This window comes from Amycolatopsis sp. NPDC049159, assembly GCF_040648295.1.
GTDB lineage: Bacteria > Actinomycetota > Actinomycetes > Mycobacteriales > Pseudonocardiaceae > Amycolatopsis > Amycolatopsis pretoriensis_A.
This window is the reverse complement of the sequence record NZ_JBEZDL010000007.1, coordinates 136,552-159,754: the sequence shown is the minus strand read 5'-3', so window position 1 is coordinate 159,754 and position 23,203 is coordinate 136,552. Positions and strand designations below refer to the sequence as shown.

Below are 23,203 nucleotides of genomic sequence, written 5' to 3'. Positions count from 1 at the left end.
CACAGTGCGACGCCGGCCACAGCGACGCAACAGGTGTTGGCGTTCCGGGACTCTATACGCAAACTTCGGAGGCCCTGCGCTCCGGCTGGCTCGGAATTTTGCGCGGAGTTAGGCTCCTGCGCATGCCCGAAGAGCTGCTCGACGCGACCGACCACGAGATCCTCGGCCTGCTGCGCGAGGACGCCCGCCGCACGCTGTCCGACATCGCCGGCCGCGTCACGCTCTCGACGGCCGCGGTCAAGCGCCGCATCGACCGGCTGCGCGAGACCGGCGTGATCACGGGCTTCACGGTCCAGGTCGACCACGCGAAGCTGGGCTGGGGCATCGAGGCGTTCACGGAGCTGCGCTTCGTCGGCAACACGAAGGTCGCGGAGATCCTGCGCACGACGACCCGCATGCCGGAGGCCCAGGCGGTGTTCACGATCGCGGGCGACCCGGACGCGCTGGTGTGGCTGCGGGTGCGCGACATGGCGCACCTGCAGAAGACGATCGACGAGATCCGGCGGCACCACCAGGTGACCGGGACGAAGACGTTGATCGCGCTGGAGTCGTGGTCCCGGGGCACCTGAGGTGCTGGTGACGCTGGCCCGGCGGCCGGACCTGGCCGAGGCCGTCTACGCCATCCCGTACCCGCCCGGTTCGCCGGCGTTCATGGCGGGCAGCCTGGCGAGCCTGCTGGTCCGCGGCCGCCGGGTGGCCCGCCGCTGGCCGCACCTGGTCGTGGCCTTGCTCGACGGTGAGCGGCCGATCGCGCGCGGGATCATGGTGCCGTTCCGCGGCCGCGGGTCGCTGCCCGCCCGCGGCTGGGACGAAGTGGCGGTGTGGGCCGCGGAGGACGCGCTCGACGACGTCGTACCGGACACCGCGTGCGCGCTGGAGATCGCGGTGCACCCGGACCACCAGGGCCGCGGCCACTCGGGCACGGTGCTGGCCGCGATGCGCGAAGCCGCGGCGGCGGCCGGGCTGGAATCGCTGGTGATCCCGGTCCGGCCGCCGGACAAGGCGGCGGTGCCGTCGAAGCCGATGCGCGAGTACGCCGCCGAGACCCGCGCGGACGGGTTGCCCGCCGACCGCTGGCTGCGCACCCACGTCCGCGCGGGCGGCCGCATCGAGGCGATCGCCCCCTGTTCGGCGACGGTCCAGGCCCCGCTGGCGGACTGGCGCCGCTGGACCGGCCTGCCGTTCGACCGCGACGGCGTGGTGACGGTCCCGGGCGCACTCGCCCCGGTGTTCGTTTCGGCGGCCGGGGACTTCGCGGTCTACGTCGAGCCGAACGTCTGGGTCTCGCACCGGCCAGCCGCGCGACGCTAGCCGCGCAGCAGGACGCCGGACGTGCGCTCCCGCTCGAAGAAGAACTCCGGCCACTCCAGCCCGTCCGGCGGTGCCTGGATCGCGGCCGCCCGGCGCCGGAGTTCGTCGAGGTAGTTCGTGTCCAGGATCGCGCGGGCCGACAACGGTTCGCGCAGCAGCGTGTCCGCGGGACCTTCGTACAGGTACGCGTCCACGCCCGGGAAACCCCGGGTGCCCGGCGGGTAGTCGCGGTTCACCGGGAACGTCGTCGTGTCGAGCCCGCCCAGCCAGGAGTCCTTCAGCGGCACCAAAGCGGGCCACGATCCCAGCCGCCGCTCGAGCCGCGCATTGTCCACAGTGAACCCGCGGTGGTCGGCGACGACGTACGCCGCACCCGGGTGCGCGCGCTCCAGGCGGGCGACCGCGCCGCTGCCGCCGTCGTGCGTCAAGTGCCCCAGGCCGAACAGCATCAGGACCTTCCGGTGCTTCTGCAGCACCTGCGTCTCCACCACCGAGACGATCGTCGTGTCGCGGTCCAGGAACGGCTCCAGGTCCGCCGGGGCCCGGACGCGGCTCCAGTCGATCGGCGGGTCGCACGCCAGCACCCGGATCTTCTTCGCGGTGGGCAGCGTCGTGTTGACCTGCCGGACCAAGGCGAACAACTGCTCGTAGAACGTCGAGAACCCGCAGCTCGGCTGGGTCGTGTCACGCCAGACCCGGCTCACGTCGGGGACGTCGCCGCCGGCGATGTAGTCGTCCAGCAGCGGCTGCAGCCGCGAATTCCCGCATTCCACGGCGATGTCGTTCACGCGGCCGGGGAAGCGCGGGTCGCGCACGAGGTCGGCCAGGAACGTCCCGACGTCCGGGCTGGACTTCGCGACGATCGAGTGGTCGTCGAACGCGGCCAGGAAGGCGCCCGCGGCGTCGGCGGGCGGGTGGGACTGCCCCGCGTCCGCCGGCGCGGCGAACAGGGTGACGGCCGCCAGTACGGCCAGGAAGAGTCGCATCGAAGCTCCATGACTAGTTCCCCCACTGTCCTACGACTGTAGGACAACTCGGCCAGCATTCAGCCCGGCCCCGACGGTTGTCAAGACCGGGTCAGTGCCGGAACGCCTCCGCGAGCCACCACGAACCGCCGTCGTCGGCGATCTTCGCGTCGATCACCAGCGGCGCGGTCCGCGGGCCGGCCAGCCAGTCGCGCACCGCGAACAGGTCCTCGGCCGACCGGACCGTCACGCCCGCGCAGCCGAAACCGCGGCCGATGGCGGCGAGGTCGGAGTCGGGGAAGCGGACCGTCGTCATGTCGGCGTCGCCGAAGTGGTGGATTTCCGCGCCGTACGCGGCATCGTTGTAGACGACGACCACCAGCGGCAGCTCCAGCCGCACCGCGGTGTCCAGTTCGGACAGTGCCATGTGGAACCCGCCGTCGCCGGTGCCCAGCACGGGCAGGCGGTCCGGGCGGGCGAGTGCCGCGCCGATCGCCGTGCCCAGGCCCAGCCCGATGCTCTGGAACGCCTGCGTGAAGCAGAAACCCTGCTCGTCGGGCACGGAGAGGTACGCGCTCGGGTAGCCCATGAAGTTGCCCGAGTCGATCGACACGATCCGCTCGGCCGGCAGGAGGTCGTCGAGGAGCTTGCTCAGCGTCCGCGGGTCGATGCGCCCGCCGCGGGACAGGTCCTCGTGCTCGACGTCGTTCCAGCGCCCGGCCGCGATCCGCGCGGCGACGTCGTCGGTGCGGTACCCCTGGCGCTCCTCCGTCACGGCCAGCACCTCGGCCGCGGTGCCGGCGACGTCGCCGACGACGCCGAGGTCGACCGGCCGGTGCGCGCCGAGGGCCGCCTGCTCGACGTCGACCTGGACGAGCTTCGCGTGCGGGCTGAGCAGCTTGCCGTGCCGGGTCGTCCACGTGTTCAGCGCGCAGCCCCAGCCGACGACGAGGTCGGCGCCGAGGATCAGTTCGGCGGTCGTCGGCGACGCGAACCCACCGGAAATGCCCATCGCGAACGGGTCGCCGTGGAAGAGCCCGTGCGCCACGGCGGACGTCGCCAGCAGCGCGCCGCACCGCGAAGCCAGTTCCCGCAAGGGGTCCCGGCTGCCGCGGGCACCGCGGCCGGCGATGAACACCGGCCGCTCGGCGGCCGCGAGGAGGTCCGCGAACCCGGTCACCGAGGCGGTGTCCGGCCGGACCGCCGCGGGCCCCGGGACGGCCGGCAGCGCGGGGGACGCGGGCGCGGGTTCGGCCTGGACGTCGAGCGGGAGGTTCAGCACGACCGTCCGCCGCTGCTGCCGCGCGGTCCGGAAGGCCCGCACGGTGTCGGCGACCGCGCTCGCGGCCGAGTGCACGCGCTCCGGCACCGCGCCGACCGCCGCGGCCAGGCCGTCCTGGTCGACGCGGAAGTTCGACAGCACCGACGCCCCCGCGGAGTCGGCGGTCAGCACGAGCATCGGCGTCCGGCTCTTGGCGGCTTCGGTGATCCCGGTGACGGCGTTGGTCAGCCCGCAGCCCTGGTGCAGCGACAGCACCGACACCTTCCCGCTCATCCGGGCGTAGGCGTCGGCCATGCTGGCCGCGCCGCCCTCGTGGCGGGCGGCGACGAACCGGACCCCGCCCGCGCGCAGCGCGTTCGTCACCTCGAAGTTGCCGCTGCCCACCACGCCGAACGCCGTGCCGGCGCCGAGGTTCGCGAGGGTGCGGCCGACGAGCTCGGCGACGTTCACCGCTCCACCAGCGCGAGCACGCGGGCCGGGCTGCCGGAGCCGCCGACGATCGGCAGCGGCGAGACCACCAGCATCGTCCCGGTCGGCGGCAGCGAGGCCAGGTTCCGCAGCTGCGTCAGGCCGTGCTTGCCCGCGCCCAGCAGGAGTTCGTGGCACGGGAACATCGGCTCGAGGGCGGGCGCCTGCCCCGCGTCGGTCCCGACGGTCTCGACGCCGAGCCCGGTGATCGGCGTTTCCCCGGCGAGCCACCGCGCGCACTCGGGCGAGACGCCGGGGGAGTGCGACCCGGTTTCGTCGGCGTTGAGGAAGCCGGCCTGGTCCTCGCTGCGCGCGTCCCAGCCGGTGCGGTAGAGCAGCCAGCCGCCGTCGGGCAGCGGCCCGTGCTCGGCCGTCCACGCGCGGACGTCGTCGACCGACAGCAGGAAGTCCGGGTCCTGCGCCGCCCGCGCGGAGAAGTCGAGGACGACGGCGGGCGCGACGAGCGTCTTCAGCGGCACCTGCGAGACGTCGTGACCGTCCTTTCCGGACACCCAGTGGACGGGTGCGTCGAGGTGGGTGCCGGTGTGCTCGCCGGTGTGGATGTCGTTCCAGTACCAGCGCGGGCCGCGCTCGTCGTAGCGGCTGATCTCCTCCAGCCGGAACGGGATGGTGTTGGCGAACGGTTCCGGCAGCTGCAGGATCGGCGTGCTCGAGCTCAGGGGCGCGGTGAGGTCGACGATCTCGATCGCCCCCGACGTGATCGCCTCGCCCAGTCCGTCCAACAACGACATGCCTGCCTCCCGGTGCCGGTGTGCGTCTCGGTCGGAACCCTATGCCCGCGGGCGCCCGCTTGACAGCGCCGTGCTTCCCGGTGTTGTCTTACTGACCTAGGACAGTAGGAGGCCGGGTGATCGAGTTCGTCCTGGACGGCCGTTCCCGGGTCGCCACGTACATGCAGCTCGTCGTGCAGGTGAAGCAGGCGCTGCGGGTCGGCCTGCTGCGCCCCGGCGACCAGCTGCCGAAGGTCCGGGACGTCGCGCAGGACCTGGCGATCAACCCGAACACCGTGCTCAAGGCCTACCGCGAGCTGGTCCTCGAGGGCCTGGCCGAGGGCAGGCCGGGGGTCGGCACGTTCGTCACCGGCGATCTGGCCGGCCCGTCGCTGGGCGCACAGGCGCAGCTGCGGGACGAGCTCGTCGGGTGGCTGGAGCGCGCCGAAGCGGCGGGGATGACGCCGGACGACATCGCGGCGCTGATCGAGACGACGATGCGCGGGACAGCGGCACCGCGCGGGTGAGTGGGGGCCGAACGTGGAGCTGGCGATCGAAACCCGCGGGCTGGGCAAGCGGTACGGGCGCACGTGGGCGTTGCGCGACTGCGCGCTCGCCGTCCCCGCCGGGCGGATCGTCGCGCTGGCCGGCCCGAACGGCGCCGGCAAGACCACCCTCCTGCACCTGGCCGCCGGGCTGTTGCGGCCGGACTCGGGCGACGTGCGTGTGTTCGGCCGCCCACCCGCCGCCGCGCTCCCCGAGATCGGCTTCGTCGCCCAGGACACGCCGCTCTACCGGGACTTCACCGCGGCCGAGCTGATCACCATGGGCGGCAAGCTGAACCCCCGCCGCTGGGACGCCGCGCCGGCCCGCGAGCGGCTCGGCGCGCTCGGCGTCCCGCTCGACCGCCCGGCCGGCAAGCTTTCGGGCGGGCAACGCGCGCAGGTCGCCCTCGCGCTCGCACTGGCCAAGCGGCCGCGGCTGCTCCTGCTCGACGAGCCCATCGCGAGCCTGGACCCGCTGGCCCGCCGCGAGTTCCTGCGGACGCTGATGGGCGCGGTGGCCGAGGACGGGACCACCGTGCTGCTGTCGTCGCACCTGCTGATCGACCTCGAACGCACCTGCGACCACCTGGTCGTGCTCCAGGACGCCCGCGTCCGGCTGGCCGGGCCGGTCGACGAGCTGCTCGACGCGCACCGCACGGTCGTCGGCCCGCGGGCGGGCAGTGACGAGATCGCGGGCGTCGCCCAGGTCATCCGCGCGCACCACTCCGAACGCCAGGCGACACTGCTGGTGCGCCGCGCCGGTCCGATCGATCCACTGTGGACGGAACACGAGGTCGGCCTGGAAGACCTGGTGCTCGGCCACCTCGCCGCGGAGGTGCCCGCGTGCTCTGGCTGACCTGGCGCCGCCACCGCAAGCCCGCGCTGTTCGCGCTCGTCGCGTCCGGCCTGCTCGCCGCGGTCATGGTGCCGACCGGGCTGGCGATGCGCGCGAAGTTCGACGCCTTCGGCCTCGGCTCGTGCCGGGCCGCGCTCGGGACGACGTCGATGATCACGCAGACCGAGGCCGTGGCGCGGTGCGAGAGCCTCGGCCACGAATTCCAGCGGGAGTTCGGGAACCTGCAGTTCGTCGCCGTCCTGTTCGTGGTCCTGCCGGCCCTGGTCGGCGTGTTCTTCGGCGCGCCGCTGGTGGCCCGCGAGATCGAGCAGGGCACCCACCGTCTGGTGTGGACACAGGGCGTGAGCCGGCTGCGCTGGGCGCTCACGACGTTCGGCGTGACCGGTGCCATCACGGCCGTGCTGGCGACCGGATACGCGCTGGGCGTGTCGTGGTGGTTCGAGCCACTGGTCGCCGCGAGCACCGGCCGCCTCGCGTTCCTCGCGTTCGACGTCCAGGGGATCGTGCCGGTCGCGTACACGCTGTTCGCGCTCGCGCTGGGGATCTTCGCGGGCACGTACCGGCCGCGCGTGGTCCCGTCGATGGCGCTCGCGCTGGCCGGGTACGCGGTCGTCCGCGTCGCGGTGGAGGTCCTCGCCCGCCCGCGCTACCTGCCGGCCGAACTGCTGACGTTCCCGCCGACGGGCACGCAGACCCCGAACCCGGCGTCGGGCGACTGGATCCTGGCCCAGGACGTCCACGACGTCACGGGTCGCCTGGTGCTGCCGGAAGCCCGGATCGGGCCGTGCCCGCCCGGGCAGTGCGCCGCGGGCGACGTGACCAACTGGCTGGAATACCAGCCGGGGGACCGGTTCTGGACGTTCCAGGGCATCGAGACCGCGATCTTCGCGGTGCTGACGGCGGCGCTGGTCTTCTTCGCGATCCGCCGGATCCGCACCATCGCCTGACGCACCGGCACCGGCGAACGGCGGATTCACCACGTTGTATCTGACCGGTAGAACGCCGCGCTCCGCGCCCGGAAGGTCTGCGGCTACAGCTCGACGGCCTCCGCGGGCACTGCCGATGTCCACAGTGGACAGCGCGCGGGTGGTGCAGTTCGGCGACACCGGGACCGCCGACCACCTCTGGCGGCTGCGCTAGCGCTTGACGCCGACGATCCCAGCCACACACTTCGCCGAGCCGGACAGCGGGGTGAGGCGGGGTCCGTCCGGCCACCACTCGTCGCACACGGCCAGGCCCGGCGCCGAAGTGGCGTTGGGCTGGACGAACTCGAGCCCCGGCAGCATGCCTTCGATCTCGGCGCGGGTGCGGAACCGGCCGGCGCCGAGCGGGCCCTGGACCAGGATCTGCTCGATGCGCTTGGCGATCTCGGTCAGCTCCGGTACCTCGGGGTCGAAGAAGTGCGAAAGGACCACGTACGAGCCCGGGGCGAGCGCGTCGATGTACGCGCGCATGACGTCGACCGCGCCGTCGCCCTCGAAGTGGTGCATCGTGCCGACGTGCAGCAGCGCGACCGGCTCGGTGAAGTCGATGTGCTGGCGCACATCCTCGTTCCCCAGCACCGCTTCGGGCTGGAAGATGTCCGCTTCGACCATGTGCGTGAAGTCGTTCTCGACGAGCAGCGCGCGGCCGTGCGCGAGGACCACCGGGTCGTTGTCGACGTAGACGACCGTGTGGTCCTTGTCGATGCGCTGCACGATCTGGTGCGTGTTCTCCGCCGTCGGCAGGCCGGAGCCGCAGTCGAGGAACTGCCGGATGCCGGTCTGCGCGGCCAGCATGCGCAGCGCCCGGTTGTGGAAGCCGCGGTTGCCGCGGGCGATGTCGACCGCTTCGGGAACCGCCGCGCGGATCTTCTCCATCACGACGCGGTCGACCTCGTAGTAGTTGTTGCCGCCGAGGAAGCCGTCGTAGATCCGCGCGATGCTCGGCCGGTCGGGGTGGACTCCCACCGGCTTCTGGCTCGGGGACAGCGTCTCGGACATGGCGACCTCGCAGGACTTCGGCGGGTGGCGGTGCGCAACCCAGCGTAGTAGGTCGCGTCCGGGCGGTGAAGGCGAGGTCAGCCGCTGGGGCGCAGCCGCTGGTCCGGGATGTCGTCGCGGGCCCGGGCGGCGCGTTCGCGGCGCAGCCGGGCGAGGTGCTGCTCGATCCGGCGGTCCAGGTCGCGCGCGGCCTCGGACAGTTCTGTCAGGTCGCGGCGGGACCAGGGGTGGCCGATGGCCCCCGGGTCCACTTCGTCCCCTGCCCTGTCCACTCCGGCACCTCCCGCGTCGGTTCGTCCGTCCGCTCACCGGCGTTACTGCCCCGATGGGGCCTGGCCAAAACACGGGCCGTCGTGACGCCGGGCACCTCGTGCCGCCGTCGGAGTGGACCGGGCGCCGATTCCCTGGTGTCAATTCTGACCAGGTGGTAGAAATCTGGGCAGAGCCCACCGTGACTTCAGGAGCTGGGGATGAGCGACCTTTCCGTGCAGCTGTACTCGGTCCGCGACGCCTTCGCGGCCGACCCCGCCGAAACCCTGCGGCGGCTCGCCGCGATCGGCTTCACGCAGGTGGAGCCCTACGGCGTCGTCGAGAACGCCGAGGCCCTACGGGCCGGGCTGCCCGCGAACGGCCTGAGCGCGCCGACCGCGCACGCCCGCCTGCTCGGCGCCGACCAGGCGGCCGTCTTCGCCGCGGCCGCCGAGCTGGGCATCGGCCTGGTGATCGACCCGCTGGTCAAGCCCGAGCAGTGGCAGGACCCGGCGGACATCGCGGCGACGGCGGAGGCGCTCAACGCCGCCGCCAAGCTCGCGGCCGAGCACGGCGTGCGCGTCGGCTACCACAACCACTGGTGGGAGCTGGAGTCCCGGTTCGGCGGCCGCAGCGCGTTCGAGGTCTTCGCCGAGCAGCTCGACCCGGCCGTGGCGCTGGAGGTCGACACCTACTGGGCCACCGCCGGCGGCGAGGACGCCCCCGCCCTGCTGCGGCGCCTCGGCGACCGGGTCCGCGCGATCCACGTCAAGGACGGCGGCCTGGCCACCGACGCCACCGGCCAGCTCCCCGCCGGGCAGGGCCGGGTGCCGATCGCCGGCGTCCTGGCCGCCGCGCCGGACGCGCTGCGCGTGATCGAGTTCGACGCCTTCGACGGCGACCTGTTCGAAGCCATCGCCGCCAGCCACGCCTTCCTGACCGGCGCCGGCCGGTGACCGGCGGCCCGGTCGGCGTCGGGTTCGTCGGCGCCGGCGTCATCAGCGGCACCTACCTCGAGAACCTCACGAGCTTCCCGGACGTCCGCGTGCTCCGGATCGCCGACCTCGACACGGAGCGGGCGGCGGCCCGCGCGGCCGAGTACGGCGTCCCGCGGTCGGGCACGGTGGCCGAGCTGCTCGACGACCCGGACGTCGAGCTCGTGGTCAACCTGACCGTCCCGGTCGCGCACGTCGACGTCGGGCTGGCCGCGCTGGAAGCGGGCAAGCACGTCTGGGCGGAGAAGCCGCTCGCCCTGGACCGGCAGACCGGCCGCAAGCTCCTCGATCGGGCACGGGAGAAGAACCTGCGCGTCGCCAGCGCGCCCGACACCGTCCTCGGCGCCGGGCTGCAGACCGCGCGCCAGGCCCTCGACGCGGGCCGGATCGGGCGGTCGCTGACCGCGCTGGCGCTGTTCCAGGTGCCCGGGCCGGAGAGCTGGCACCCGGCGCCGGAGTTCCTCTTCCAGGCCGGCGGCGGGCCGCTGCTGGACATGGGCCCGTACTACCTGACGACGCTGGTGCAGCTGCTCGGGCCGATCCGGCGGGTCACCGGCGCCGGCGGGCGGGCGCGCGACACCCGCGTCATCGGGTCCGGGCCGCGCGCCGGGACGGAGTTCCCGGTGACCGTGCCGACCACGGTGACCGCGCTCGTCGAGTTCGCCGCGGGCGGCTCCGCGCAGCTCGTGCTGAGCTTCGACTCGGGCCTCAAGCGCACCGGGTTCGTCGAGCTGACCGGCACGCTCGGCACCGCCGTGCTCCCGGACCCCAACCGGTTCGACGGCGCGACCGTGCTGCACCTGACCGGCCACGCCGAACCCGAGGAACTGGCGCCGGCCGGGCACGCGGCGTCCCGCGGGACGGGCGCGCTGGAGCTGGCGCGGGCGATCCGGGCCGGGGTGCCCGAACGCGCGTCCGGCGACCTGGCCTACCACGTGCTCGACGCGATGCTGGCGATCGAGGAGTCGTTGACGCGCGGGCAGACCGTCGAAGTCGCGAGCACCGTCGAGGTCCCGCCGGCGCTGCCGCCGGGCTGGGACCCGTACGCGAAGACCCTCTAGACCGGGACGGTGAGCAGGTTCTGCAGGTAGAAGCGCAGCGAGCCGACCAGGTCCACGTCGCCGGGCACGGTCAGCCACTGCACCTGGAGCCCGTCCATCAGCGCGATGAACGTCAGCGCCGCCACTGCGGGTTCGACGCCGGCCCGCAGCTGGCCGCGGGCCGCCAGCACCTCGAACGACTCGTGCACGCCCGCGCGGGCGGCCCGGTAGTGGCGCCGGAAGTAGTCGTGCGCGGGGTGGTCCGGCGCGACCGCTTCGGCGGCCAGCCGCGAGTACAGGTCGACGATCCCGGGGTGGCGGACGTTGTGCTCGGCGAGGGCGACGAAGTGGCGCAGGACCTCCAGCCCGGCCGGCACCCCCAGCTGCTCGCGCTCGGAGTCGTCGGCGTCGCGGCGTTCGAGCACGGCGGCGAGCAGCGCTTCCTTGGTGGGGAAGTGGTAGAGGAGGCCGGCGTGCGAAATGCCGACGCGCTTGGCGATCTCGCGCAGCGACGAACCGTGGTAACCGAGCTCGCCGTACGCCACGGCCGCCGCCGTGATGATGTCCTCGCGGCGGATCCGGCCCTTCAGGTAGCCCCCGGTCACGGGGTCGCGGTGGTCTCGGCGGCGTGCACGGCACCATCATGCCGCAGCGGCGGTTCGCACAAACAGCGTGAGCGTCCGAACAAATCGGTTGTGCGAACGAGCGGGACTTGCGAGCATCGCGGGGTGAAGAGCGCGGAACGGCAGCGGGTGATCGTGGAGCGGCTGCGCGACGCCGACCTGGTGGGTGTCGCCGAGCTGGCCTCGGCGACCGGCGCGTCGGAGATGACCGTGCGCCGCGACCTCGACAACCTGGCCTCGCGCGGCGTGCTGCGCCGGGTGCACGGCGGCGCGGTCCCGGCGTCCCCGTCCGGCGTCGAGCCCCCGTTCGCGGCCCGGGCCACGGCGGCGGTCGCGGCGAAGCGGGCCATCGCGGCCGCGGCGGCGGAGCTGATCCGCGACGGCGAGACGATCGTCCTCGACAGCGGCACGACTGCGCTGGAACTGGCGCGCCTGCTGCGCGAGCGGCCGGTGACGGTGATGCCGCTGTCCCTGCACGCGGTCCGCGAGCTGGCCGACGCGCCCGGCGTCCGCCTGCTGCTGCCCGGTGGCGAGCCGCGGCCGGGGGAGCAGGCGCTGGTCGGCCCGCTGACGCTGGCTTCGCTGCGGGCGCTGCGGTTCGACGTCGCGGTGCTGAGCCCCTGCGCGTTCGGCGTCGAGGACGGGCTGACCGCGTTCGACCTCGCCGACGCGGAGGTCAAGCGGCAGGCGCTGGCGGTGTCGGCGCGGACGATCGTGCTCGCCGACGGCGCCAAGTGGGGCCGGGCCGCGCTCGCCCACGTCTGCCCCGCCGAGCGCCCGGACGTCGTGATCACCGACCCGGGCGCCCCCGAAGCCCAGCGCGCGGCGCTGACCGAACGCGGCGTGCTGGTGCACGTCGCCGTCCCCACCACCACGGAGAGCCGATGACGACCGCCCCGCCCCGCCCGCGCGCCGCCCGGTTCGCGACCTTCATGTTCTTCGGCCTCAACGGGTTCGGGATGGGCATGTGGGTGGTGCACATCCCGAACGTCGAGCGCGCGACCGGCATCTCGCACACCACGCTGGGCGCGTTGCTGCTCGTGCTCGGCGGCGCCGCGTTCGCCGGCATGCAGGTGGCCGGCCCGCTCGTCGACCGCCTCGGCCACCGGCGGCTCGTGCCCGCCGCGGGGGTGTTCCTCGGCCTCGCGCTGTGCGCGCCCGGCTTCGCGGATTCGTGGTGGGCGCTGGGTCTCGGCCTGGTGCTGTTCGGCTTCGGCAACGGCGCCATCGACGTCGGCATGAACGCGCACGCGGTCGTCGTCGAGCGGGCCTACCCGCGCCCGATCATGGCGGCGTTCCACGCGATGTGGTCGATCGGCGGCGCGATCGCCGCGGTCATCGGTGCCGCGACGCTCGGCGCGGGCGTGCCCACCGGCGTCACGCTCACCGGCACCGGCCTGCTGTGCGTGCTGCTTTCCCTGGTGTCCGCGCGGTTCCTGATGGAGCCGTCCGACGCGCCTTCGGCCGTTTCGGAGGAGCCGGAAGCGGCGCCGGCCCGCCGCCGCACCCCGGGTCGCGTGGTGTGGCTGCTCGGCCTGCTGGCGCTCGCGCTCATGCTGTCCGAGGGCGTGGCGAACGACTGGGCCGCGCTGCACATGGAAAAGGTGCTCGGCACGTCGGCGTCGACCGCGGCGTTCGCGTACGGCGCCTTCGCGGTGGCCATGACGACCGGCCGCTTCCTCACCGACCGCGTCGCGGCCTGGGCGGGCCCGGCGGCGATCGTCCGCTACGGCGCGGCGCTCGCCGCGGTCGGCCTGACGATCGCCGCGGCGGCCCCGTGGGTCCCGGTGTCCCTGGTCGGCTGGGCACTGTTCGGCCTCGGCCTCTCGGGCGGCGTCCCGCAGCTGTTCACGGCGGCGGGCAACCTGGACACCCGCGCGTCGGGCGCCCTGATGGCCCGCGTGGTCGGCCTCGGTTACGTCGGCCTGCTGGCCGGCCCGGCGGTGATCGGCGGCCTGACCCACTGGCTGCCGCTGAACGTGACGTTCGCGCTGCCGGTGATCCTCTGCGTGCTGGCGGCGTTGTCCGCGGGGGTGCTGAGCCCGAAGCCGGAACCGGCGGAGCAACCCGTCGGCTAGGGGTGGTGGGTCACCGCCTCGTGCGCCCGGTCCGCGCCCGCGCTCGGTTCGGTGTGGACGGTGACCGCGGTCAGCCGCGGGATCGTGTGCACCAGCCGGTGTTCCACCTCGTGCGCCAGGGCGTGCGCGGCTTCGACCGTCAGCTCCGCCGCGACGGTGACGGCCAGCTCGGCCCGCAGCTGGTGCCCGATCCACCGCATCCGCAGGTCCCGGGTGCCGAGCACCCCCTCGACGGCACGCGCGGTGCGTTCGGCCAGCTCGACCGAGGCGGGGTCGACGGCGTCCAGCAACCGCCGGAACACCTCCTTGGCCGCGTCGCGCAGGACGAACAAGATCGCGACGGTGATGCCGAGCCCGACGACCGGGTCCGCGATCGGGAACCCGAGCGCGACACCCGCCGCCCCCGCGACGACCGCGAGCGAGGTGAAGCCGTCCGCACGCGCGTGCAGCCCGTCGGCGACCAGCGCGGCCGAGCCGATCTCGCGGCCGACCTCGATCCGGTAGCGCGCGACCAGCTCGTTGCCGGCGAACCCGACCACCCCGGCCGCGGCGACCACCCACGGGTGTCCGACCGGCGCCGGGTGGAGCAGCCGCACCACGGATTCGTACCCGGCGATGGCCGCCGAAGCGGCGACGACCAGCACGACGACCACTCCGGCCAGGTCCTCGGCGCGCCCGAGCCCGTAGGTGTAGCGCCGGGTGGCGGCCCGGCGGCCGAGCAAGAACGCGACGCCGAGCGGCACGGCGGTGAGCGCGTCGGCGAAGTTGTGGACGGTGTCGCCCAGCAGCGCCACCGACCCGGTGACCAGCACGAGCCCGAGCTGCACGACGGCGGTGACGAACAGCGCGGCGAAGGACCACACGAGCGTCCGCACCCCACGCCGGCTGGTCTCGAGGGCGTGGTCGACGCGATCGCTGCTGTCGTGGCTGTGCGGGCGCCACCGCGAGTGGCCGTGTCCGTGTCCGGTCATGGCGGAAGTCTATCTGCGCATACACGCAGGTACGCAAGTAGTAGGGTTTGCGCCATGCACGCGTCGCTGCCGGAGTTCGACATGCCCACCGAAGAGCAGGTCCACCTGGCCGCGGAGTCGTTCCGGCTGCTGGCCGACCCGACTCGCATCAAGGTGCTGTGGGCGTTGCTGCAGGGCGAGTCCTCGGTGGCCTGCCTGGCCGAACTGGCCGGCGCGGCCCCGACCGCGGTGAGCCAGCACCTGGCGAAACTGCGGCTGGCGGGCCTGGTCAAGGGCCGCCGAGAGGGAACGTTCGTCTACTACTCGGCGGCGGACGACCACGTCCGCGGCTTGCTGGCCCAGGCCCTGCACCACGCGGAGCACGTGGACCGGCAGATCCCCGCGGGCGACCACGCCCACCACCCGGCTAGCTGATCAGCGCCGGAACGTGGCCGCGAGCCTGGCGACCAGCTCCTCGGCAACGCCTCGGATCGAGTGGCGAAGGTCGGAGGTGGGGAACGCCTCTTCGGCTTCGACCCGGATGTGTTCCGGGACGTTCATCGGTAGTGGTGCACTGGTTGCCGAAATCTCGGCGATTTTCGCAATACGTGTCAGGCTGACCGGCTCCAGGGCGATCGCCGGAGCAAACCTACCCGGAAGGGGGAGGTCGATCTCGAGCAGCGTGTGCAGTCGATCAGCGATCTGCGCCGCCAGGTGCTCCCGGTCGAGGATCCAGCCTATGTTCGCTGCCGGGAGGCCGAACCAGCAGGTGCGCTGGCCGCCCCGTAGTACTGCGAGTCCGCTTTCCCCGGATCGCCAATCCTCGGAGACCGCCCGCGCGGACTCGTCCGAGGAGATGGCGGAGACCGACTGGGTCTGAGTGAAAAGCCGCCGAGAACGACCCAGCGCCACCAAACCTTCGCTGACCCGCTCGAGTTGAAGAACACCGAAACGTGCGACTCGCTCTGCGGGGACCAAATGAACCTCGACGAGTGGACTCTGGGACTGACGGCCGCGCCGCAGCAGGTCCGCGCGCCACACGACCGGAAATTCCTCGAGCAAGGCTGTTCGATTTCGTTCCGGCGCTGGGGTCGCGACCGCTGCGCCGGCACCGGACAGCGGCGGAAGGACCGGAAGCGGACCGAGCGGAGGAAGGGGGTGACGGGGTTGCCGCGTGATGTGCCGGAGCAGGCTGTCGGCTCCTTCCGGCGTGAACGAGGTGACCGGGTAGTGATCATTCGTGTGGGCTGAGAGGAACTGGGGGATCTCGTGGACGCTGTGGCCCGGGAGGATCACCGGGAGCAACTTGCGCGTCCAGTCCTGTCGGTCGCCTTGGAGCAGATTGCGCAGCGTGGCCGCTTCGGCTTGGCCACCGAGGTTGCGATCATTCGGGCCGTACCCGTCGCCCACCCGCTGATAGCCTTCCGACGCCACGACGATCACGAAGTCGGACTCGAGGATGTTCTTCGTTGCCCAAGCTTGCCAGTCTTGTCTCTGGTCGCTGGCCCATTGGTCGAGGATGACATCGATACCCTGTTCGGACCTGAGGAAGGTCGAGAACTCCCGGACTGCGTCGCAGTGCTGAGGGCTGTCGTGGATGTAGGAAACAAAGGCCTTGGGGTGCTCACGCGACGTCATCGGCGACCTCTTCGCCCGGGCCGCGACAGCGGCGTCATTGGGCGGAAGACTAGCAACGACGTTGTTTTTCAGTGCGAAGGGGTGTGCACACATTCAGTGACAAATGTATCCACTGCTCGGGCTAGCTGATCGGCTCCTGCAGCTCCGTCACCCAGCCCGCCGGGTCCGCCGGGCAGTCCAGGTACAACTCCCGCTGCGCCCCCGCCGAAGCCGACCCGTGGTCGGCGATCCACCGCACCACCGCCTGCCAGCTCGGCAGCACCCCGTCGATCGCGCCGTGGTGGACCAGGGTCGCCGCGCGGGTGGCCGGCAGGTCCGCCACCGCGAGGCCGTTCAGGTCGCCCGGGCCGATCGACGCCGGGAGGGCCGCGTGCACCACGACCTCGTCCTCCGCGCGCTGCTCGTAGTAACACGTCAGCCGCCCGGCCGGTGTCACGTCCGCAGTGGACAGCCGGCGGCCCAGTTCCGCGCACAGCGGGCGGACGACCGGGCCGATCGACTCCGGCGCGAACCCCGCCGCGACGCCGGTCAGCTCGACGACCCGCAGCGCCGGCAGCTGCTTGACCACGACGTCGGGCGCGTGGCCTTCGTCTTCGATGGTCCGCAGCCGGGCCTCGACCTGCGCGAGCCGCGCCGCGCCCTCGGCCAGCGCGGTTTCCAGCTCCGCGCGCCGCAGCGCGAGCATGCCGCGCACCTGCTCGGCCGTGACCTCGTCGGCGAGCAGCGTCGCCACCTGCTCCAGCGTGAAGCCGAGGCCCTTCAGCGCGACGATCCGGTTGAGCCGCGCCAGCTGGCCCGCGGTGTAGCTGCGGTACCCGGTCGCGGGGTCGACACGGGCCGGGCGCAGCAGCCCGAGCGCGTCGTAGTGGCGCAGCATCCGCACCGAAACCCGGCCGTGGCGGGCGAAGTCGCCGATCGAGAACACCGCCCGATCATTCCCCAGGCGCGGCGAACCCGCCGACGACGGCCGCGGCGAGTTCCGCGAACGTGATCGCCGTGCCGTCCTCGTGCGCGGGCCCGATCACCTGCAGTCCCACCGGCAGCGTGCCGCCCGCCGGTGCGCTCACCGCCGGCAGCCCGGGCAGCGACGCCTGCGCGATCCAGAACCCCTGGTCGGCGTAGCGGTCGCCGAGGTCGCGGAACGCCGTCGTGAAGACCGCCGGGCAGAGGAAGACGTCGACGTCCCGGAAGTACCGCTCCCACGCCGCCGTGTAGGCCAGCCGCCGCCGCTCCTGCTCGTCGGCGCCGGGGAGGTCGCCGTTCGCGAAGAACAACTCGACCTGGAACCCGAACGCCTCGCCCTGGCCGGCCGGATCCACGCCGTCCGGCCAGCCTTCGCGGACGTCCACGCCGGCGCGGGCGAGCGCGTCGACGGCGTCCGAAAGGGCCTCGCCCACCTCGCCGGTGACCGGGCAGGCCGGGTCGTCGAGGACCACGCCGGCGCGGAAGCCCGCGAGCCGGTCCCGGCGCGACGGCTTGAGCGGCCGGGCCGCCGTCAAGCCGAGCGCGAGTCGCAGATCGGCGGCCGACCTGGCGAGCGGTCCGACCGCGGACGGGAACTCGCGGCTCGGCGCGGCCGTCGCTCCCGGTGGCTGGAACCCTTGCAGCGGAACGGTTCCCGCGGTCGGCTTGAGTCCGTAGACGCCGCAGTAGGCCGCCGGGATCCGGATCGAGCCCGCCAGGTCCGAGCCGTAGTCCAAAAAGGACAACCCGGCGGCCAGTGCCGCCGCCGCGCCACCGCTCGAGCCGCCGGGCGTGCGGGTGCGGTCCCAGGGGTTGAGCGTCCGCCCGTAGACCGGGTTCGCGGTCTGCCCGAAGTCGGCGAGCATGTGGTGCGCGTTGGTCTTGCCCACGACGATCGCGCCCGCGGCCCGCAGCCGTTCGACGACCACCGCGTCCCGGTCCGCGCGGTGACCGGCGAACGCGGGCTCGCCCCACGTCGTCGGCAGCCCGGCCACGTCGAAGGCCTCCTTGACGGTGATCGGCACACCGTGCAGGGGCCCGGTGGCGGTACTCCGATCGGCCGCCGTCGCCGCCTCGAGCGCGGGCTCGCGATCGGTGACGACGACGGCGTTGAGGTCGGTGGCGTCGATGCGGGCGAGCAGCTGCCCGGTGAGCTCGCGGGAAGAAAGCGCGCCGCGGCGGATGCCGTCGGCTACCTCGGTGGCGCTGCGGAAGAACGTCATGGGTCCGGGATAGGACCTGACACGGTGTCAGGGTCAAGGCTTCGGGGTAGTTGGCAGGTGATCGCCGTCCGAACCGCGGACGGCGCGTGGCGGAGGGAACCCGATGCCGATCGCAGCGAGCGCGCCCCCGGTGACACCCGAACCGGTCCGGCCCGACCCCGACCTCCCGGCGCCCGGGGCGGAGCCGTCGCCGGTGCTGCCCGATCCGGAGCCCGGCGTCCCGGTGCCCGACCCGGTGCCGCCCGAGACGGAACCGGGCCCCGATCGAACCTGAAACCCAGATCATATGAGAGTCATATGAAATGGTGTACGGTCGGAGCATGACAACAGCGCAGAGCTACCGCCGGATGGTCAACGCCGGCAACAAGATCGTGGTGGGGCTGCAGCGGCTCGGCGTCGCGTTCGGCCCGATGCAGCTGCTCACCGTGCCGGGGCGGCGCACCGGCGTCCCGCGCACGTTCCCCATCGCGGTGCTCCCCATCGACGGGCACCGCTACATCGTCCAGGCCTACCCGAAGGCGGCGTGGGTGGCGAACGTCCGGGCCGCGGGGGAGGTCACGCTCACCCGCGGCCGCCGGACGTCCGCGGCGCGGCTGGCCGAGCTGCCGGTCGAGGAGCGGCGTCCCGTCCTGCGCAAGCTGGTCGAGACGAGCCCGCCGAGCGTGGGCAAGCGGTTCGTGACGACCGGGCTCGCGGAGGCGTCGACGCCCGACGGCGTCGCCGCGGCTGCGGACCGCATCGCGGTCTTCCGCGTCGAAGCGGCCTAACGCCGTTCCAGCTCGCGCAGCAGCTGGGCGGCGGCTTCACGCGCGGCCGCGCCGGGACGGATCACGCGTTCGCCGTCGGGCTGCGTCGCCGGCGCCCCGGCGAGCTGCTTTACCAGCGCGACGGCGAGTTCGCGCACCTTGACGTTCGACGTCTGGCTGGCCTGCCGCAGCGTGGTCCAGGCTTCGCCGGGGTCGCACCGCCGCAGGGCGATGACGATGCCCTTGGCCTCCTCGAGCGCGGCCCGCGACTGCAGGAGGTCCAGCATCTGCGTCATCCGGTCCGGCTGAGCGGCCTCGGTGACGACGAACGCCATCGCGGCGAGCCGTTCGTGGCGCCGCAGGACGTCCAGCGTCTCGTTGGTGGCCGGGCGGTCGAGCGTCACGGACAGCACCAGCGTGCCTTCGGCGTCCCAGGCGACGGGCAGTGCCGCGACGCCGAAGACCCGCGACAAGTCCGCGGCCGAGCCGGGGTCCTGCTCGATCAGCCCGCTCAGGGTGAGCGACGGCCAGCGTTCGTCGGCGCAGACGTCGGCGGTCACGACCGGGAGGCCGGTGCGCCCGGCGGTGGTGACCGGGTCGCCGAAGCCGTCGAACTGCGCGGGCACCAACACCCCGTGCGCCGCGGCGATCCGGGGCGGTTCGCCGCGGTGGTGCACCGACACCGCCGCGCCGAGCGCGCCCGGCACGTCGGCGGCGATCCGTTCCAGGAGTTCTTCGAGCAGAGCGGTCGCCGGGACTCGCTCGCCCGTCGTCGTTGGGGGACGCAACGCTACCCTCCGCGAAGGGGTCGAACCTCGGTCGAGAATGTTTTACCATGTCGTCTCAGTGACGACAAGAAGAGGGTCGTCGGAAGGATGACGCCATGGACGACGATCCCGCCGCCGCGGCACGCCGGATCCACGACGTGGTCGCGGCCGCCCGAGCGGGCACCGCGGACCAGGACCGGTTGCTGGCCGCACTGACCGGCCTGCGCCTGCTGCGCGAGGAACTGTCCGGCTGGGAACCGGAGCTGATCACGGCGGCCAGAGGAGCGGGCGCGAGCTGGGTGGCGCTGGCCCCGGCCCTGGGCGTGGCGAGCCGCCAGGCCGCGGAACGGCGTTATCTGCGGCTGCAGCCGTCGAACACGGGCGAGCGGACGGGCGAAGCCCGGGTCGGCGCGGAACGCGACCGCCGCGCGGGCGACCGAGCGGTGGCCGACTGGGCCCGCCGCAACTCGGCGGGCTTGCGCCGCTTGGCGGGCCAGGTCAGCGCGTTGCCCGGCTTGGACCCGGCGGCCCAGGAAACGGCGGACCGCCTCGGTGCGGCCCTGGGCGACGACGACCCGGCGACACTCCTGTCACCCCTGGCCGCGGCCCGGCCCCACCTGGCCGCGGGGCACGCGGGGCTGGCGGAGCAGGTGGGGGAGATCTCGGAGCGCACGGACCAGCTGCGCCGCGACGCCGTCGGGCATCGCCGAGCCCGCGAGTGAGCGCGGCCGACGGCTGGGGACTCGCCCGCCGGCCGAGCCGGCCCAGCCGCGCGGTCCGCAGGCCGAGTCCGCCCGGCTGCTCGGTCCGGCGGCCGAGTCCGCCCAGCCGCTCGGTCCGGCGGGCCCCCGCCAGGAATGCCGCCCGCCGCTTCCCGTGAAGCTCACCTGGCCGCCTGCCGAGCGGCCACCTTGATCGTTTCGCGGGCTCGCTCGTGTCTGAGACCGCGCCCGAACGGGTACCAGCGACGCATGGACGACACCCCCGACCGCACGGAAACCCGCGCCGAGCTGCTGCCCGAAGAGCAGGCCGTGGAGAGCGAGGACCCCGAAGGCCAGGCCCGCGAGGTCCTGCGCGACTCCGACCGCCGGACCGAGCAGCCGGAACCCACCATGCGCCGCCGCCCGGAAGAGACGGCCTAGACCGGCACCGGCTCCGCTGTCCGTGACTCCCCGCGCAGCGCCAGCACCGCACCCAGCCCGAGCGCGGCCACCACGGCGAAGAAGTAGAACCCCCACGGGTACGCGACGCCCGCGGTGACCAGCGCGCCGGTCACGAACGGGCCCAGGATCGAGCCCAGCCGCCCGACCGCCGACGTCAGCCCGAGCGCCGTGCCCCGCAGCCGCGCCGGGAACACCTGGGCGACGTACCCGTAGATCAGCACCTGCGCGGAGAACACGAACACGCCGGTCAGCAGCACGACCGCGTTCAGCAGGAAAGCGTTCCCGATGCGCAGGCTCAGCGCCGCCAGCAGCACGGCACCGGCGCCGAACCAGATCCGCGCGATCGGCCGGATGCCGAAGCGGTCGGCGATCGTGCCCGCCAGCACCAGCCCGAGCACCGCGCCGATGTTGAGCACCAGCAACAACGTGATCGACGTCGAGATCGGGTATCCCGCGGTCCGCATCAGCTGCGGCAGCCACGTGTTGAGCCCGTAGACCAGCAGCAGCCCCATGAACGACCCGGCCCAGACCGCGATGCTGACCCGCCGGAACCGCGAACCCAGCAGGTCGCGCAGCCCCACCCGCTCGGCCGCCGCGTCCTCGCGCGAAGCCAGGTAGGCCGCGGATTCCGGCAGCTTCCACCACATCAGCGGCACGGCCAGCAGGCCGACGATCCCGCCGCCGTAGAACAGCAGGTGCCAGTCGTCCTTCGCGTACAGCGCCAAGATCGACGTCAGCACCGCCCCGACGTGGTAGCCGGTCATCGTGAACGTGCTCGCGCTGGCGCGCCGCCGGGCGGGCAGGTTCTCCGACATCACCGTCAGCGCCACCGGCATGCACGCGCCGAGCCCCAGACCGGCGACGAACCGGAAGATCCCGAACGTCGCCACGTTCGGCGCGATCGGCGTCAGCAGGGTGAACAGCGAAAAGAGCAGCACCGAGCCGATCAGCATGCCGCGGCGGCCGAACCGGTCGGTGAGCGGGCCGAGACAGGCCGCGCCGACGGCCACGCCGATCAGCGACACCGTCGCGACCAGCGTCGCGCCGGCCGCGGTGAAGCCGAGGTAGCCGCTCTTGAGCAGCGTCGGGATGGTGGCGCCGAGCGCGACCAGGTCGTAGCCCTCGAGCAGGACGGTCAGCCAGCAGAGGACCGCCGTCCACACCGGACGGACGGGAGACGTCGTCATTGCCGTGCTCCTTAGAAGGGGTAGCCCGCGATGTCCGCGCGGACGGTCAGCCACTGGGTTTCGGTGAAGGCCTCGATGTTGGCCTTGGCCCCGCCGAAGCGGGAGCCGTTGCCGGAGTCGCCGACGCCGCCGAACGGTGCGGTGGGCTCGTCGCCGACGGTCTGCTCGTTGATGTGCACCTTGCCCGAGCGGACCTCGTCGGCCAGCGTCATCGCGGTACCGACGTCGCCGAGGATGCCGACCGACAGCCCGTATTCGGACGCGTTGACCAGCCGCGCGGCCTCGTCGAGATCGCGGTAGGCGCGCACCGGCGCCACCGGGCCGAAGATCTCCTCGCGCCACGCCGGACTGTCGTCCGAGAGTCCGAAGAGGACGGTCGGCGGGTAGTACGGCGCATCCGCCTTGCCACCGGCCACGACGCGGGCACCCGCCGCCACGCTCCGGTCGACGACGTCGGTGACGTGCGCGAGCTGCCGGTCGTCGATGATCGGGCCCAGTGCGACCTCGCCGGTGGCCGGGTTCCCGACCGGCAGCCGCCGCGCCTTCTCCGCCAGCGCCTCGACGTATTCGTCCACTTGGGACTCGTGCACGAGGTGGCGCCCGGTCGTCATGCAGATCTGGCCCTGGTGCAGGAACGAACCGAACGCGCCCGCCGAGGCGGCCTTGGCGACGTCGGCGCCCGGCAGCACGACGAGCGCGTTGTTCCCGCCCAGCTCCAGGTGCACGCGCTTGAGCGAGCGCGCGGCGGCCTCGCCGACCTTCCGCCCGGCCGCGGTGGACCCGGTGAACGACACGACCGAAACCTCGGGCGCGTCGACGACCGCGGCGCCGACGGCGGCGTCACCGGGCAGCAGGTGCAGCAGCCCTTCCGGCAGCCCGGCCGCCTCGAAGATCTGCACGATGCTCACGCCGCCGGACACCGCGGTCCGCAGGTCCGGCTTGAGCAGCACGGCGTTGCCGAGCGCCAGTGCGGGCGCGACCGAGCGGATCGCCAGGATCAGCGGGAAGTTGAACGGCGAAATCACCGAAACCACGCCGCACGGCTGACGTCGCGCCAGCGACCAGCGCGGTTCGCCGGTGCTCAGCACCTCCCCGAGCGGGTGCGTGGGCAGCGCCGCGGCTTCGAAGCAGATCCCGGCCGCCATCTCGGTTTCGATCCCGGCTTTCGGCCGCGTAGAACCGGCTTCGCGGACGATCCAGTCCTGCACCTCGGCGGCGTGCGCCTCCCACAGCTCACCGGCGCGGCGCAGCACCGCGGCGCGCTCGGCGGGCTTGCGCCGCGCCCAGTCGCGCTGGGCCTTCGCCGCCGTGGCCGCGGCCGCCGCGACGTCCGACGGCGTTGCGATGCCCACGCCGCCGAGGATTTCCCCGGTGGCCGGTTCGACGACCTGGTGCGTGCCGCCGCTGCCGCGGCGGAACTCGTGCTCGAACAACGTCATGA

27 protein-coding genes are annotated in these 23,203 nt (G+C 73.3%); 14 read left to right on the top strand and 13 right to left on the bottom strand.

All coding sequences use genetic code 11. The annotated features are described in order from the left end of the window. The first annotated feature begins 122 nt into the window (after positions 1-122). Both AB0B33_RS15465 and AB0B33_RS15460 read left to right on the top strand, forming a co-directional pair. Positions 123-569, top strand: coding sequence for an Lrp/AsnC family transcriptional regulator (locus AB0B33_RS15465; protein WP_247021884.1), 447 nt, complete (start codon positions 123-125; stop codon positions 567-569). Between the two features lie 7 nt (positions 570-576). Beyond that, positions 577-1,311: a GNAT family N-acetyltransferase gene (locus AB0B33_RS15460; protein WP_360771606.1), complete on the top strand. Its 735-nt coding sequence runs from the start codon at positions 577-579 to the stop codon at positions 1,309-1,311. Here AB0B33_RS15460 and AB0B33_RS15455 read toward each other — a convergent pair. The 3 genes from AB0B33_RS15455 to AB0B33_RS15445 form a co-directional block, all read right to left on the bottom strand. Next, positions 1,308-2,297 (bottom strand): hypothetical protein, encoded by a 990-nt coding sequence (locus AB0B33_RS15455; protein WP_360771604.1) that lies wholly within the window; start codon positions 2,295-2,297, stop codon positions 1,308-1,310. The two genes, AB0B33_RS15460 and AB0B33_RS15455, sit on opposite strands and share 4 nt — an antisense overlap. A gap of 91 nt (positions 2,298-2,388) precedes the next feature. Continuing rightward, on the bottom strand, positions 2,389-4,008 hold the full coding sequence (locus AB0B33_RS15450) for a thiamine pyrophosphate-binding protein (RefSeq protein WP_360771602.1): 1,620 nt from the start codon (positions 4,006-4,008) through the stop codon (positions 2,389-2,391). Next, on the bottom strand, positions 4,005-4,778 hold the full coding sequence (locus tag AB0B33_RS15445) for a cyclase family protein (RefSeq protein ID WP_360771600.1): 774 nt from the start codon (positions 4,776-4,778) through the stop codon (positions 4,005-4,007). The genes AB0B33_RS15450 and AB0B33_RS15445 overlap by 4 nt, the downstream gene beginning before the upstream one ends. 116 nt (positions 4,779-4,894) lie before the next feature. Here AB0B33_RS15445 and AB0B33_RS15440 point away from each other — a divergent pair, with 116 nt between their 5' ends. The 3 genes from AB0B33_RS15440 to AB0B33_RS15430 are packed head-to-tail and all read left to right on the top strand — an operon-like array spanning position 4,895 to position 7,105. Continuing rightward, positions 4,895-5,284: a GntR family transcriptional regulator gene (locus AB0B33_RS15440; RefSeq protein WP_360771597.1), complete on the top strand. Its 390-nt coding sequence runs from the start codon at positions 4,895-4,897 to the stop codon at positions 5,282-5,284. A 13-nt stretch (positions 5,285-5,297) separates the two neighbouring features. Continuing rightward, positions 5,298-6,158 (top strand): ABC transporter ATP-binding protein, encoded by an 861-nt coding sequence (locus AB0B33_RS15435; protein ID WP_360771594.1) that lies wholly within the window; start codon positions 5,298-5,300, stop codon positions 6,156-6,158. After that, on the top strand, positions 6,146-7,105 hold the full coding sequence (locus tag AB0B33_RS15430; protein WP_360771591.1) for a transporter: 960 nt from the start codon (positions 6,146-6,148) through the stop codon (positions 7,103-7,105). The genes AB0B33_RS15435 and AB0B33_RS15430 overlap by 13 nt, the downstream gene beginning before the upstream one ends. A 189-nt stretch (positions 7,106-7,294) precedes the next feature. Here AB0B33_RS15430 and AB0B33_RS15425 read toward each other — a convergent pair whose 3' ends face one another. Together AB0B33_RS15425 and AB0B33_RS15420 are read right to left on the bottom strand one after the other, a co-directional pair. Then, on the bottom strand, positions 7,295-8,140 hold the full coding sequence (locus tag AB0B33_RS15425; protein ID WP_360771589.1) for an SAM-dependent methyltransferase: 846 nt from the start codon (positions 8,138-8,140) through the stop codon (positions 7,295-7,297). Between the two features lie 77 nt (positions 8,141-8,217). Next, entirely contained in the window at positions 8,218-8,412 is a 195-nt protein-coding gene (locus AB0B33_RS15420) for a hypothetical protein (protein ID WP_360771586.1), read from the bottom strand. 198 nt (positions 8,413-8,610) lie between these two features. Here AB0B33_RS15420 and AB0B33_RS15415 point away from each other — a divergent pair, with 198 nt between their 5' ends. Beyond that, positions 8,611-9,345 (top strand): TIM barrel protein, encoded by a 735-nt coding sequence (locus AB0B33_RS15415; protein ID WP_360771583.1) that lies wholly within the window; start codon positions 8,611-8,613, stop codon positions 9,343-9,345. Continuing rightward, the gene (locus tag AB0B33_RS15410; protein WP_360771580.1) at positions 9,342-10,445 is read left to right on the top strand and encodes a Gfo/Idh/MocA family oxidoreductase; all 1,104 of its coding nucleotides are present in this window, start codon (positions 9,342-9,344) and stop codon (positions 10,443-10,445) included. Before AB0B33_RS15415 ends, AB0B33_RS15410 begins: the two co-directional genes overlap by 4 nt. Here AB0B33_RS15410 and AB0B33_RS15405 read toward each other — a convergent pair. After that, complete coding sequence (locus tag AB0B33_RS15405) at positions 10,442-11,029, bottom strand: TetR/AcrR family transcriptional regulator (RefSeq protein ID WP_247021898.1); 588 nt, start codon at positions 11,027-11,029, stop codon at positions 10,442-10,444. The two genes, AB0B33_RS15410 and AB0B33_RS15405, sit on opposite strands and share 4 nt — an antisense overlap. A gap of 123 nt (positions 11,030-11,152) precedes the next feature. Here AB0B33_RS15405 and AB0B33_RS15400 point away from each other — a divergent pair, with 123 nt between their 5' ends. Both AB0B33_RS15400 and AB0B33_RS15395 read left to right on the top strand, forming a co-directional pair. Beyond that, positions 11,153-11,935, top strand: a complete 783-nt coding sequence (locus AB0B33_RS15400) for a DeoR/GlpR family DNA-binding transcription regulator (RefSeq protein ID WP_360771577.1) — start codon at positions 11,153-11,155, stop codon at positions 11,933-11,935. Further along, positions 11,932-13,125 (top strand): MFS transporter, encoded by a 1,194-nt coding sequence (locus AB0B33_RS15395; protein ID WP_360771574.1) that lies wholly within the window; start codon positions 11,932-11,934, stop codon positions 13,123-13,125. The genes AB0B33_RS15400 and AB0B33_RS15395 overlap by 4 nt, the downstream gene beginning before the upstream one ends. On the opposite strand, the gene AB0B33_RS15390 is transcribed toward AB0B33_RS15395, so the two are convergent. Next, the gene (locus AB0B33_RS15390) at positions 13,122-14,096 is read right to left on the bottom strand and encodes a cation diffusion facilitator family transporter (protein ID WP_360771571.1); all 975 of its coding nucleotides are present in this window, start codon (positions 14,094-14,096) and stop codon (positions 13,122-13,124) included. The genes AB0B33_RS15395 and AB0B33_RS15390 overlap by 4 nt on opposite strands. 54 nt (positions 14,097-14,150) lie before the next feature. Here AB0B33_RS15390 and AB0B33_RS15385 point away from each other — a divergent pair, with 54 nt between their 5' ends. Continuing rightward, positions 14,151-14,510: a metalloregulator ArsR/SmtB family transcription factor gene (locus AB0B33_RS15385; protein ID WP_360771569.1), complete on the top strand. Its 360-nt coding sequence runs from the start codon at positions 14,151-14,153 to the stop codon at positions 14,508-14,510. Here the strand turns inward: AB0B33_RS15385 and AB0B33_RS15380 are convergent, their stop codons facing one another. The 3 genes from AB0B33_RS15380 to AB0B33_RS15370 all read right to left on the bottom strand — a co-directional run bounded on the left by AB0B33_RS15380 (position 14,511) and on the right by AB0B33_RS15370 (position 17,899). Beyond that, positions 14,511-15,713, bottom strand: coding sequence for an SEFIR domain-containing protein (locus AB0B33_RS15380; protein WP_360771566.1), 1,203 nt, complete (start codon positions 15,711-15,713; stop codon positions 14,511-14,513). It abuts the gene before it with no gap. 121 nt (positions 15,714-15,834) lie between these two features. Further along, positions 15,835-16,638, bottom strand: coding sequence for a MerR family transcriptional regulator (locus tag AB0B33_RS15375; RefSeq protein ID WP_360771564.1), 804 nt, complete (start codon positions 16,636-16,638; stop codon positions 15,835-15,837). 7 nt (positions 16,639-16,645) lie between these two features. After that, a complete protein-coding gene (locus AB0B33_RS15370; RefSeq protein WP_360771561.1) occupies positions 16,646-17,899 on the bottom strand; it encodes an amidase family protein in 1,254 nt (417 codons plus the stop codon). A 103-nt stretch (positions 17,900-18,002) separates the two neighbouring features. Here AB0B33_RS15370 and AB0B33_RS15365 point away from each other — a divergent pair, with 103 nt between their 5' ends. Beyond that, positions 18,003-18,173 carry a hypothetical protein gene (locus tag AB0B33_RS15365; protein ID WP_360771559.1) on the top strand — a complete coding sequence of 57 codons (171 nt, stop codon included), beginning with the start codon at positions 18,003-18,005 and terminating at the stop codon, positions 18,171-18,173. Positions 18,174-18,219: 46 nt separating this feature from the next. Beyond that, positions 18,220-18,666 carry a nitroreductase family deazaflavin-dependent oxidoreductase gene (locus AB0B33_RS15360; RefSeq protein WP_247021905.1) on the top strand — a complete coding sequence of 149 codons (447 nt, stop codon included), beginning with the start codon at positions 18,220-18,222 and terminating at the stop codon, positions 18,664-18,666. Here AB0B33_RS15360 and AB0B33_RS15355 read toward each other — a convergent pair. After that, positions 18,663-19,433, bottom strand: coding sequence for an ANTAR domain-containing protein (locus tag AB0B33_RS15355; protein ID WP_360771555.1), 771 nt, complete (start codon positions 19,431-19,433; stop codon positions 18,663-18,665). The genes AB0B33_RS15360 and AB0B33_RS15355 overlap by 4 nt on opposite strands. Positions 19,434-19,528: 95 nt before the next feature. Here AB0B33_RS15355 and AB0B33_RS15350 point away from each other — a divergent pair, with 95 nt between their 5' ends. Together AB0B33_RS15350 and AB0B33_RS15345 are read left to right on the top strand one after the other, a co-directional pair. After that, complete coding sequence (locus tag AB0B33_RS15350) at positions 19,529-20,134, top strand: HSP18 transcriptional regulator (protein WP_360771552.1); 606 nt, start codon at positions 19,529-19,531, stop codon at positions 20,132-20,134. Positions 20,135-20,383: 249 nt separating this feature from the next. Beyond that, positions 20,384-20,554, top strand: a complete 171-nt coding sequence (locus tag AB0B33_RS15345; protein WP_247021908.1) for a hypothetical protein — start codon at positions 20,384-20,386, stop codon at positions 20,552-20,554. On the opposite strand, the gene AB0B33_RS15340 is transcribed toward AB0B33_RS15345, so the two are convergent. Then, complete coding sequence (locus AB0B33_RS15340; protein ID WP_360771548.1) at positions 20,551-21,762, bottom strand: aromatic acid/H+ symport family MFS transporter; 1,212 nt, start codon at positions 21,760-21,762, stop codon at positions 20,551-20,553. The genes AB0B33_RS15345 and AB0B33_RS15340 overlap by 4 nt on opposite strands. Positions 21,763-21,773: 11 nt before the next feature. Beyond that, positions 21,774-23,201 carry a benzaldehyde dehydrogenase gene (locus AB0B33_RS15335; RefSeq protein ID WP_360771546.1) on the bottom strand — a complete coding sequence of 476 codons (1,428 nt, stop codon included), beginning with the start codon at positions 23,199-23,201 and terminating at the stop codon, positions 21,774-21,776. Positions 23,202-23,203 lie beyond the last annotated feature (2 nt).